The sequence below is a fragment of the Citrobacter sp. wls827 genome, assembly GCF_005280875.1.
GTDB lineage: Bacteria > Pseudomonadota > Gammaproteobacteria > Enterobacterales > Enterobacteriaceae > Citrobacter > Citrobacter youngae.
Genome location: NZ_SZWR01000010.1, coordinates 280,660 through 292,809 on the forward strand (window position 1 = coordinate 280,660; position 12,150 = coordinate 292,809).

Annotated in this window: 10 protein-coding genes; all 10 read left to right on the top strand. The window is 56.3% G+C overall.

Annotated elements, in window-relative coordinates:
* Positions 1 to 501, top strand: a complete 501-nt coding sequence (gene nuoE, locus FDX03_RS04725; RefSeq protein ID WP_003028069.1) for an NADH-quinone oxidoreductase subunit NuoE — start codon at positions 1 to 3, stop codon at positions 499 to 501.
* Complete coding sequence (gene nuoF, locus FDX03_RS04730; protein WP_005129472.1) at positions 498 to 1,835, top strand: NADH-quinone oxidoreductase subunit NuoF; 1,338 nt, start codon at positions 498 to 500, stop codon at positions 1,833 to 1,835. The genes nuoE and nuoF overlap by 4 nt, the downstream gene beginning before the upstream one ends.
* Before the next feature lie 81 nt (positions 1,836 to 1,916).
* Positions 1,917 to 4,643: an NADH-quinone oxidoreductase subunit NuoG gene (gene nuoG / locus FDX03_RS04735; RefSeq protein ID WP_137345539.1), complete on the top strand. Its 2,727-nt coding sequence runs from the start codon at positions 1,917 to 1,919 to the stop codon at positions 4,641 to 4,643.
* Entirely contained in the window at positions 4,640 to 5,617 is a 978-nt protein-coding gene (gene nuoH, locus FDX03_RS04740; RefSeq protein ID WP_003028063.1) for an NADH-quinone oxidoreductase subunit NuoH, read from the top strand. Before nuoG ends, nuoH begins: the two co-directional genes overlap by 4 nt.
* Positions 5,618 to 5,631: 14 nt before the next feature.
* Positions 5,632 to 6,174, top strand: coding sequence for an NADH-quinone oxidoreductase subunit NuoI (gene nuoI / locus FDX03_RS04745; RefSeq protein WP_003028062.1), 543 nt, complete (start codon positions 5,632 to 5,634; stop codon positions 6,172 to 6,174).
* A gap of 11 nt (positions 6,175 to 6,185) precedes the next feature.
* Positions 6,186 to 6,740 carry an NADH-quinone oxidoreductase subunit J gene (nuoJ, locus tag FDX03_RS04750; RefSeq protein ID WP_016153833.1) on the top strand — a complete coding sequence of 185 codons (555 nt, stop codon included), beginning with the start codon at positions 6,186 to 6,188 and terminating at the stop codon, positions 6,738 to 6,740.
* Entirely contained in the window at positions 6,737 to 7,039 is a 303-nt protein-coding gene (gene nuoK, locus FDX03_RS04755; protein WP_000612644.1) for an NADH-quinone oxidoreductase subunit NuoK, read from the top strand. Before nuoJ ends, nuoK begins: the two co-directional genes overlap by 4 nt.
* A complete protein-coding gene (nuoL, locus tag FDX03_RS04760; RefSeq protein WP_137345540.1) occupies positions 7,036 to 8,877 on the top strand; it encodes an NADH-quinone oxidoreductase subunit L in 1,842 nt (613 codons plus the stop codon). The genes nuoK and nuoL overlap by 4 nt, the downstream gene beginning before the upstream one ends.
* Before the next feature lie 251 nt (positions 8,878 to 9,128).
* A complete protein-coding gene (nuoM, locus tag FDX03_RS04765; RefSeq protein ID WP_003027692.1) occupies positions 9,129 to 10,658 on the top strand; it encodes an NADH-quinone oxidoreductase subunit M in 1,530 nt (509 codons plus the stop codon).
* A 6-nt stretch (positions 10,659 to 10,664) separates the two neighbouring features.
* On the top strand, positions 10,665 to 12,122 hold the full coding sequence (nuoN, locus tag FDX03_RS04770) for an NADH-quinone oxidoreductase subunit NuoN (RefSeq protein WP_048211072.1): 1,458 nt from the start codon (positions 10,665 to 10,667) through the stop codon (positions 12,120 to 12,122).
* The last annotated feature ends 28 nt before the right edge of the window (positions 12,123 to 12,150 follow it).

The window sequence follows — 12,150 nt, forward strand, 5'->3', positions numbered from 1 at the left end:
ATGCACGAGAACCAACAACCACAAACCGAGGCTTTTGAGCTGAGTGCGGCTGAGCGTGAAGCGATTGAGCACGAGAAGCACCACTACGAAGACCCGCGTGCGGCGTCCATTGAAGCGCTGAAAATCGTTCAGAAGCAGCGTGGCTGGGTGCCGGATGGGGCGATCTACGCGATCGCTGACGTGCTGGGTATCCCGGCAAGCGACGTCGAAGGTGTTGCGACATTCTACAGCCAGATCTTCCGTCAGCCGGTCGGTCGCCACGTGATCCGCTATTGCGACAGCGTCGTGTGCCATATCAATGGCTACCAGGGGATCCAGGCTGCGCTTGAGAAAAAACTCAACATCAAGCCGGGGCAGACGACCTTTGATGGTCGCTTTACGCTGCTGCCGACCTGTTGCCTGGGGAACTGCGACAAGGGGCCGAATATGATGATCGATGAAGATACTCATGCTCACCTGACCCCGGAAGGCATTCCCGAACTGTTGGAGCGGTATAAATGAAAGACATTATCCGTACTCCCGAAACGCATCCGCTGACCTGGCGTCTGCGTGATGACAAACAGCCTGTATGGCTGGACGAATATCGTAGCAAGAACGGTTATGAAGGTGCGCGTAAGGCCCTGACCGGGCTGTCACCGGATGAAATCGTCAACCAGGTAAAAGACGCTGGCCTGAAAGGGCGCGGCGGCGCAGGCTTTTCCACCGGTCTGAAGTGGAGCCTGATGCCGAAAGACGAATCCATGAACATCCGTTACCTGCTGTGTAACGCCGATGAAATGGAACCCGGCACCTATAAAGACCGCTTGTTGATGGAACAGCTGCCGCACCTGCTGGTGGAAGGCATGCTGATCTCCGCGTTTGCGCTGAAAGCGTACCGTGGTTACATCTTCCTGCGCGGTGAATATATCGAAGCGGCTGTGCATCTGCGCCGCGCGATTGCCGAAGCGACCGAAGCCGGTCTGCTTGGCAAAAACATCATGGGCACCGGTTTCGATTTCGAACTGTTTGTGCACACCGGGGCAGGGCGTTACATCTGCGGTGAAGAAACTGCACTGATTAACTCCCTCGAAGGTCGCCGTGCGAACCCGCGCTCCAAGCCGCCGTTCCCGGCAAGCTCTGGTGCATGGGGTAAACCGACCTGCGTTAACAACGTCGAAACCCTGTGTAACGTACCGGCTATCCTCGCAAACGGCGTGGAGTGGTACCAGAACATTTCGAAGAGCAAAGACGCGGGCACCAAACTGATGGGCTTCTCTGGTCGCGTGAAGAATCCGGGACTGTGGGAGCTGCCGTTCGGCACTACTGCGCGTGAAATCCTCGAAGATTACGCGGGCGGCATGCGCGATGGCCTGAAGTTCAAAGCCTGGCAGCCGGGCGGCGCGGGGACTGACTTCCTGACTGAAGCACATCTCGACCTGCCGATGGAATTCGAAAGCATTGGTAAAGCCGGTAGCCGTCTGGGCACCGCGCTGGCGATGGCGGTTGACCACGAGATTGGCATGGTTGGGCTGGTGCGTAACCTCGAAGAGTTCTTTGCCCGCGAGTCCTGTGGCTGGTGTACGCCGTGCCGTGATGGTCTGCCGTGGAGTGTGAAAATTCTGCGTGCGCTGGAGCGTGGCGAAGGCCAGCCTGGGGATATCGAGACACTTGAGCAACTGTGTCGTTTCCTCGGCCCGGGTAAAACCTTCTGTGCACACGCACCGGGTGCAGTGGAACCGTTGCAGAGCGCCATTAAATATTTCCGCGAAGAATTCGAAGCTGGCATTAAGCAGACCTTCAGCAATACCCACGCTATTGGTGGTATTCAGCCGAACCTGCTGAAAGAGCGCTGGTGATCACAGGGTTAGCCCTGTGTCGCGATAAGAAATTCGATTAACGCTTGGTCACTGACCGAGCCAACTGGAAGCATGCTGACTATGGCTACGATTCATGTAGACGGCAAAGAATATGAGGTCAATGGAGCGGACAACCTGCTGGAAGCTTGTCTGTCTCTCGGCCTTGATATTCCATACTTTTGCTGGCACCCGGCGCTGGGCAGCGTCGGTGCTTGCCGCCAGTGTGCGGTGAAGCAATATCAGAACGCGGAAGACACGCGTGGTCGCCTGGTGATGTCTTGTATGACACCGGCCACCGAAGGTACCTTTATTTCTATTGATGACGAAGAAGCGAAGCAGTTCCGCGAAAGCGTCGTCGAGTGGTTGATGACCAACCACCCGCACGACTGCCCGGTCTGCGAAGAGGGCGGTAACTGCCACCTTCAGGATATGACCGTCATGACTGGTCATAGCTTCCGTCGCTACCGCTTCACGAAGCGTACACACCGCAACCAGGATTTGGGGCCGTTCATCTCTCACGAAATGAACCGCTGCATCGCCTGCTATCGCTGCGTGCGTTACTACAAAGATTACGCCGATGGCACGGATCTGGGCGTGTATGGCGCACATGACAACGTCTACTTCGGTCGTCCGGAAGACGGTACGCTTGAGAGCGAATTCTCCGGTAACCTGGTAGAAATTTGTCCGACCGGCGTGTTTACCGACAAAACGCACTCCGAGCGTTATAACCGTAAATGGGATATGCAGTTTGCCCCGAGCATCTGCCAGCAGTGTTCCATTGGCTGTAACACCAGCCCGGGTGAGCGTTACGGCGAACTGCGTCGTATCGAAAACCGCTACAACGGTACCGTTAACCACTACTTCCTCTGCGACCGTGGTCGTTTTGGCTATGGTTACGTGAACCTGAAAGACCGTCCGCGTCAGCCGGTACAGCGTCGTGGCGATGATCTGATCACCCTGAACGCTGAGCAGGCGATGCAGGGGGCGGCAGATATTCTGCGTCAGTCGAAGAAAGTGATCGGTATCGGCTCTCCGCGCGCCAGCGTTGAGAGCAACTTCGCGCTGCGTGAACTGGTCGGTGCGGATAACTTCTATACCGGTATAGCCCAGGGCGAGCAGGAACGTCTGCAACTGGCACTGAGCGTGCTGCGTGACGGCGGGATTCATACTCCGGCACTGCGCGAAATCGAATCTTATGATGCGGTTCTGGTGCTGGGCGAAGATGTCACCCAGACCGGCGCACGCGTTGCGCTGGCAGTGCGTCAGGCGGTGAAAGGTAAAGCGCGTGAAATGGCGGCGGCACAGAAAGTGGCTGACTGGCAGATCGCAGCAATCCTTAACATCGGCCAGCGTGCCAAGCATCCGCTGTTCGTTACCAACGTCGATAACACCCGCCTGGATGATATCGCCGCTTGGACCTATCGTGCACCGGTTGAAGATCAGGCGCGTTTAGGTTTCGCTATCGCTCATGCGCTGGATAACAACGCTCCGGCGGTTGACGGTATCGACCGTGACCTGCAGAACAAAATTGACGTTATCGTTCAGGCACTGGCCGGGGCGAAGAAACCACTGATTATTTCCGGCACTAACGCCGGTAGTGCCGAAGTGATTCAGGCGGCTGCCAACGTGGCGAAGGCGCTGAAAGGCCGTGGTGCAGACGTCGGCATCACCATGATTGCTCGCTCGGTTAACAGCATGGGCCTCGGCATGATTGGCGGTGGTTCCCTTGACGATGCGCTGACCGAGCTGGAAACAGGCCGCGCTGACGCCGTTGTGGTGCTGGAAAATGACCTGCATCGCCATGCTTCAGCTGCTCGCGTTGATGCCGCTCTGGCGAAAGCGCCGCTGGTACTGGTCGTTGACCATCAGCGTACGGCAATTATGGAAAACGCCCATCTGGTGCTTTCCGCTGCAAGCTTCGCTGAAAGCGATGGTACGGTGATTAACAACGAAGGCCGCGCCCAGCGTTTCTTCCAGGTCTATGACCCATCCTACTACGACAGCAACACCGTAATGCTGGAAAGCTGGCGCTGGCTGCACTCGCTGCACAGCACCGTGCAGAGTCGTGAAGTGGACTGGACGCAGCTCGACCACGTTATCGACGCGGTCGTTGAGAAGTTGCCGCAGCTGGCGGGCATTAAAGATGCCGCGCCGGACGCAAGCTTCCGTATCCGTGGACAGAAGCTGGCTCGTGAACCGCACCGCTACAGTGGGCGTACCGCAATGCGCGCCAACATCAGCGTACACGAACCGCGCCAGCCGCAGGACAAAGACACCATGTTCGCCTTCTCTATGGAAGGTAACAACCAGCCGTCTGCGCCGCGTTCACAAATTCCGTTTGCCTGGGCTCCGGGCTGGAACTCCCCACAGGCGTGGAACAAGTTCCAGGATGAAGTGGGCGGTAAACTGCGTCATGGCGATCCGGGCGTGCGCCTGATCGAAGCTTCTGCGGATGGTATGGATTACTTCACAACCGTTCCGGCGAGCTTCCAGGCTCAGGAAGGTCAGTGGCGTATTGCGCCTTACTATCACCTGTTTGGTAGTGACGAAATGTCCCAGCGTGCGCCGGTCTTCCAGACCCGTATGCCGCAGCCGTACATCAAGCTCAACCCGGCAGATGCCGCGAAGTTGGGTGTCAATGCCGGTACGCGCGTTTCTTTCAGCTACGATGGCAACACGGTTACGCTGCCGGTTGAAATCGCTGAAGGATTAACGGCAGGGCAGGTTGGTTTGCCGATGGGCATGCCTGGCATCGCGCCGGTTCTGGCAGGTGCGCGTCTTGAGGATCTGCAGGAGGCACAACAATGAGTTGGATTACACCCGATCTGATTGAGATCCTGCTGAGCATCCTCAAAGCGGTGGTGATCCTGCTGGTGGTGGTCACCTGCGGGGCATTCATGAGCTTTGGCGAACGCCGTCTGCTGGGTCTGTTCCAGAACCGTTACGGACCGAACCGTGTTGGCTGGGGCGGTTCGCTCCAGCTGGTTGCGGACATGATCAAGATGTTCTTTAAAGAAGACTGGATCCCGAAATTCTCGGATCGCGTCATCTTTACCCTGGCACCGATGATCGCCTTCACCTCGCTGCTGCTGGCTTTCGCCATCGTGCCGGTGAGTCCGAACTGGGTAGTGGCCGACCTGAACATCGGGATCCTGTTCTTCCTGATGATGGCGGGCCTCGCGGTATACGCGGTGCTGTTCGCCGGCTGGTCCAGTAACAACAAATACTCCCTGCTCGGTGCGATGCGTGCGTCTGCGCAGACGCTGAGCTACGAAGTGTTCCTCGGACTTTCCCTGATGGGCGTGGTGGCGCAGGCCGGTTCATTTAACATGACCGACATCGTCAACAACCAGGCTGATATCTGGAACGTTATTCCGCAGTTCTTTGGTTTTGTCACCTTTGCCATCGCGGGCGTGGCGGTGTGTCACCGTCACCCGTTTGACCAGCCAGAAGCCGAGCAGGAACTGGCCGACGGTTACCACATTGAATATTCCGGTATGAAATTCGGTCTGTTCTTCGTGGGTGAGTACATCGGTATCGTCACCATTTCTGCGCTGATGGTTACCCTGTTCTTCGGTGGCTGGCATGGCCCGTTCTTACCACCATTCGTCTGGTTCGCGCTGAAAACCGCGTTCTTCATGATGATGTTCATTTTGATTCGTGCGTCGTTACCGCGTCCTCGTTATGACCAGGTAATGTCCTTCGGCTGGAAAGTCTGTCTGCCGCTGACGCTCGTCAACTTGCTGGTAACGGCGGCTGTCATTCTCTGGCAGGCGCAATAAGGGACACAAAGACCATGACCTTAAAAGAATTGTTCGTAGGTTTCGGCACCCAGGTACGCAGTATCTGGATGATCGGCCTGCATGCGTTCGCGAAACGCGAAACGCAGATGTACCCGGAAGAGCCGGTCTATCTACCGCCCCGTTTTCGTGGTCGTATCGTTCTGACCCGTGACCCGGACGGAGAAGAGCGCTGCGTTGCCTGTAACCTGTGTGCGGTAGCGTGTCCGGTAGGCTGTATCTCTTTGCAAAAAGCAGAGACCAAAGATGGCCGCTGGTATCCGGAGTTTTTCCGCATTAACTTCTCACGCTGCATTTTCTGCGGCCTGTGCGAAGAAGCCTGTCCGACAACGGCTATTCAGCTGACTCCAGATTTCGAGCTGGGTGAGTACAAGCGCCAGGACCTGGTTTACGAGAAAGAGGATCTGCTGATCTCCGGTCCGGGCAAATACCCGGAATATAACTTCTACCGGATGGCAGGTATGGCAATCGACGGCAAAGATAAGGGCGAAGCAGAGAACGAAGCTAAGCCTATCGACGTCAAGAGCCTGTTACCGTAAGGAGAGGGGCAATGGAGTTCGCTTTTTATATCTGTGGCCTGATAGCCATTCTCGCAACCTTGCGGGTGATCACCCACACCAATCCGGTACACGCACTGCTGTATCTGATTATTTCGCTGCTGGCGATTTCCGGGGTGTTCTTCTCGTTAGGCGCTTACTTCGCGGGTGCGCTGGAAATTATCGTCTACGCGGGCGCCATCATGGTGCTGTTCGTATTCGTAGTAATGATGCTCAACCTCGGTGGTTCTGAAATTGAACAGGAACGCCAGTGGCTGAAACCTCAGGTGTGGATTGGACCGGCGATTCTGTCGGCCATCATGCTGGCGGTGATTGTTTACGCCATTCTGGGCGTTAACGATCAGGGCATCGACGGGACACCAATCAGCGCGAAAGCAGTCGGTATTTCCCTGTTCGGACCGTATGTACTGGCGGTCGAACTGGCTTCGATGCTGCTGCTGGCGGGTCTGGTTGTGGCCTTCCACGTGGGGCGCGAAGAGCGTTCAGGTGAGGTGCTGAGCAATCGCACCGATGACCGCGCGAAAAGAAAAACGGAGGAGCACGCATGATCCCCTTACAACATGGACTGATCCTCGCTGCGATTTTATTCGTCCTGGGTTTGACCGGTCTGGTTATCCGCCGCAATCTGCTGTTTATGCTGATTGGGCTGGAAATCATGATTAACGCCTCTGCGCTGGCCTTTGTGGTCGCCGGAAGCTACTGGGGCCAGACCGATGGTCAGGTGATGTACATTCTCGCCATCAGCCTTGCGGCTGCGGAAGCGAGCATTGGACTTGCGCTGCTGCTGCAACTTCATCGCCGTCGCCAGAACCTGAACATCGATTCAGTAAGTGAGATGCGTGGATGAACATGCTTGCCTTAACCATTATTCTGCCATTTATTGGCTTTGTATTACTGGCGTTTTCTCGTGGTCGTTGGTCAGAAGATCTGTCCGCTACCGTGGGCGTCGGGTCGATTGGTCTGGCCGCGCTGGTGACTGCGTTTGTTGGCATTGATTTCTTTGCCAATGGCCAGCAGGCTTACAGCCAGCCGCTGTGGACGTGGATGTCAGTCGGCGACTTCAACATCGGTTTTAACCTGGTGCTGGACGGCCTGTCGCTGACCATGCTCTCCGTGGTGACCGGCGTCGGTTTCCTGATCCACATGTTCGCCTCCTGGTATATGCGCGGAGAAGAGGGCTATTCTCGTTTCTTCGCCTACACCAACCTGTTTATCGCCAGCATGGTGGTTCTGGTGCTGGCGGATAACCTGCTGCTGATGTACCTCGGCTGGGAAGGCGTGGGCCTGTGCTCCTATCTGCTGATTGGTTTCTACTACACCGATCCGAAGAATGGCGCTGCGGCAATGAAAGCCTTCGTGGTAACCCGTGTTGGTGACGTATTCCTGGCGTTCGCACTGTTCATCCTCTACAACGAGCTGGGCACGCTGAACTTCCGCGAAATGGTGGAACTGGCGCCTGCGCACTTTGCAGACGGTAACAACATGCTGATGTGGGCAACCCTGATGCTGCTGGGCGGTGCGGTCGGTAAATCTGCACAGCTGCCGTTGCAAACATGGCTTGCTGATGCGATGGCAGGCCCGACGCCTGTCTCTGCGCTGATCCACGCCGCAACGATGGTTACCGCCGGTGTCTACCTGATTGCACGTACGCACGGCCTGTTCCTGATGACCCCGGAAATCCTGCATCTGGTGGGGATTATCGGTGCTATCACGCTGGTGCTGGCGGGTTTTGCTGCGCTGGTACAGACCGACATCAAACGCGTTCTCGCTTACTCCACGATGAGCCAGATTGGCTACATGTTCCTGGCGCTTGGCGTTCAGGCGTGGGATGCGGCGATTTTCCACCTGATGACGCACGCCTTCTTTAAAGCGCTGCTGTTCCTGGCATCCGGCTCGGTTATCCTGGCCTGCCACCACGAACAGAACATCTTCAAGATGGGCGGCCTGCGTAAGTCTATTCCGCTGGTGTATCTCTGCTTCCTGATTGGTGGCGCGGCGCTGTCGGCTCTGCCGCTGATTACCGCTGGCTTCTTCAGTAAGGATGAGATTCTGGCCGGTGCGATGGCGAACGGTCATATCAATCTGATGGTTGCAGGTCTGGTCGGTGCGTTCATGACCTCGCTGTATACCTTCCGCATGATTTTCATCGTGTTCCACGGTAAAGAACAAATTCACGCTCACGCCGGGAAGGGGATTACCCATCATCTGCCGCTGATTGTGCTGATGATCCTGTCCACCTTTGTTGGCGCGCTGATTGTGCCGCCACTGCATGGCGTACTGCCTGCGACGACCGAGCTTGAGCATGGTCGCGTCATGACGCTGGAAATTACTTCCGGTATCGTCGCGATTGCGGGCATCCTGATCGCTGCATGGCTGTGGCTGGGTAAACGCCAGCTTGTGACATCGATTGCCAACAGTGCGCCAGGCCGTTTGCTGGGTACCTGGTGGTATAACGCCTGGGGCTTCGACTGGCTGTATGACAAAGTGTTCGTCAAGCCGTTCCTCGGTGTTGCATGGCTGCTGAAACGCGATCCGCTGAACGCAATGATGAACATTCCGGCGATCCTGTCTCGCTTTGCAGGTAAAGGCCTGCTGTTAAGCGAGAACGGCTATCTGCGCTGGTATGTGGCATCAATGAGCATCGGCGCCGTTGTTGTGCTGGCACTGTTGATGGTACTGCGTTGAGTTTGTTGGCTGGATGAACGACTGCCGGATGGCGCTGCGCTTATCCGGCCTACAAACCCAAAAATAATTTTTAGAATTCGTTGAAAATCTGTTCCTGAAGTACAGGCGTCATCGGCGAAGTCAGACCGAATACCGCCAGCGCAGAGCAACCGGAGCGTACTGAAGTACGTGAGGATTGCGAGCACTGCCGGGATTTGGGCTGATGAGTGAGATAGCCTGAGCAGGAGTAAATATAAGGGACATACTTAGCTATGTTATTACCCTGGTTGATATTAATCCCCTTTATCGGTGGCTTCCTGTGCTGGCAGACCGAACGCTTTGGCGTGAAGGTGCCGCGCTGGATAGCGCTGATTACCATGGGACTGACGCTGGCGCTTGGCTTGCAACTGTGGTTGCAGGGCGGCTATTCACTGACGCAATCCGCTGGCATTCCGCAGTGGCAGTCTGAGTTTGTCCTGCCGTGGATCCCACGTTTTGGCATCTCTATTCATTTAGCCATCGACGGTTTGTCGCTGCTGATGGTGGTGCTAACCGGTCTGCTCGGTGTTCTGGCGGTACTGTGCTCCTGGAATGAAATCGAAAAATACCAGGGCTTCTTCCACCTGAACCTGATGTGGATCTTAGGCGGCGTAATCGGCGTATTCCTTGCCATCGACATGTTCCTGTTCTTCTTCTTCTGGGAAATGATGTTGGTGCCGATGTACTTCCTGATCGCGTTGTGGGGGCATAAAGCCTCTGACGGTAAAACGCGTATCACGGCGGCCACCAAGTTCTTCATCTATACCCAGGCAAGCGGTCTGGTGATGTTGATTGCCATCCTGGCGCTGGTGTTTGTGCACTACAAAGCGACCGGCGTGTGGACCTTCAACTATGAAGAACTGCTGAATACCCCGATGTCCCACGGCGTGGAATATCTGCTGATGCTGGGCTTCTTCATCGCGTTTGCGGTGAAAATGCCGGTGGTTCCGCTGCACGGCTGGTTGCCGGATGCGCACTCCCAGGCACCGACCGCAGGTTCCGTTGACCTGGCGGGGATTCTGCTGAAAACGGCGGCCTACGGTCTGCTGCGTTTCTCCCTGCCGCTGTTCCCGAACGCGTCGGCGGAGTTTGCACCTATCGCTATGTGGCTTGGCGTAATCGGCATCTTTTACGGCGCGTGGATGGCCTTTAATCAGTACGATATCAAACGTCTGATTGCCTACACCTCTGTATCGCACATGGGCTTCGTGCTGATTGCTATCTACACCGGCAGCCAACTGGCGTACCAGGGTGCGGTTATCCAGATGATTGCGCACGGTCTTTCTGCAGCCGGTCTGTTCATCCTGTGTGGTCAGCTGTACGAACGTCTGCACACGCGTGATATGCGTATGATGGGCGGCCTGTGGGGCAAAATGAAATGGTTGCCTGCGCTGTCAATGTTCTTTGCAGTGTGTACGCTGGGTATGCCGGGTACCGGTAACTTCGTTGGCGAATTCATGATTCTGTTCGGCAGCTATCAGGTGGTTCCGGTCATTACCGTGATCTCAACCTTTGGTCTGGTGTTTGCCTCTGTTTACTCGCTGGCGATGCTGCATCGCGCTTACTTCGGTAAGGCGAAAAGCCAGATTGCCAGTGTTGAACTGCCAGGGATGTCGCTGCGTGAGCTGTTTATCATCCTGTTGCTGGTCGTGCTTCTGGTACTGCTTGGCTTCTATCCGCAGCCGATTCTGGATACCTCGCATTCTGCGATGAGCAACATCCAGCAGTGGTTTGTTAATTCCGTTACTACTACAAGGCCGTAAATCGCCATGACAATAACTCCACAACACCTGATTGCGCTGCTACCGCTGCTGATCGTCGGCTTGACGGTGGTGGTTGTGATGCTCTCCATTGCGTGGCGACGCAATCACTTCCTCAATGCCACGTTGTCAGTCATTGGGCTTAACGCCGCGCTGGTTTCGCTCTGGTTTGTTGGCCAGGCGGGCGCCATGGACGTCACCCCGCTGATGCGGGTTGACGGTTTCGCCATGCTCTACACCGGGCTGGTGCTGCTGGCGAGTCTTGCCACCTGTACCTTCGCTTACCCGTGGCTGGAAGGCTACGACGACAACCGGGAAGAGTTCTACCTGCTGGTGCTGATTGCCGCGCTCGGCGGTATTCTGCTGGCTAACGCTAACCATCTGGCGGCGCTGTTCCTTGGTATTGAGCTTATCTCTCTGCCGCTGTTTGGCCTGGTCGGCTATGCGTTCCGTCAGAAACGTTCGCTGGAAGCCAGTATCAAATACACCATTCTGTCTGCCGCAGCGTCTTCCTTCCTGCTGTTCGGTATGGCGCTGGTGTACGCGCAGTCTGGGAATCTGTCGTTTGTCGCGCTCGGTAAGAGCCTCGGCGACGGCATGCTGAGCGAACCGCTGCTGCTGGCGGGCTTCGGTCTGATGATTGTTGGCCTCGGCTTCAAACTCTCGCTGGTTCCGTTCCACCTGTGGACGCCAGACGTCTACCAGGGTGCTCCGGCTCCGGTTTCCACCTTCCTGGCGACGGCGAGCAAAATCGCTATCTTCGGCGTGGTGATGCGTCTGTTCCTGTACGCGCCGGTTGGCGACAGCGAAGCGGTACGTATCGTGCTGGGTGTGATTGCCTTTGCTTCTATCATCTTCGGTAACCTGATGGCGCTGAGCCAGACCAACATCAAACGTCTGCTCGGCTACTCTTCCATCTCTCACCTCGGTTATCTGCTGGTGGCGCTGATTGCCCTGCAGAGCGGCGAGATGTCGATGGAAGCCGTTGGCGTTTATCTGGCTGGTTATCTGTTCAGCAGCCTTGGCGCGTTCGGTGTGGTCAGTCTGATGTCCAGCCCGTACCGTGGTCCGGATGCGGATTCTCTGTTCTCCTATCGCGGCCTGTTCTGGCATCGTCCGATCCTCGCGGCAGTGATGACGGTGATGATGCTGTCTCTGGCGGGTATCCCGATGACGCTGGGCTTTATCGGTAAATTCTACGTACTGGCTGTCGGTGTGCAGGCCAATCTGTGGTGGCTGGTTGCTGCCGTGGTGGTCGGTTCGGCGATTGGTTTGTACTACTACCTGCGCGTTGCCGTGAGCCTGTACCTGAGCGCACCGCAGCAACTGAACCGTGATGCGCCGTCTAACTGGCAGTACAGCGCGGGCGGTATCGTAGTGCTGATCTCTGCACTGCTGGTGCTGGTGCTGGGTATCTACCCGCAACCGCTGATCAGTATCGTGCAACTGGCGGCGCCGCTGATGTAAGCGACACGTTGGAATAAAAAAACCCGCC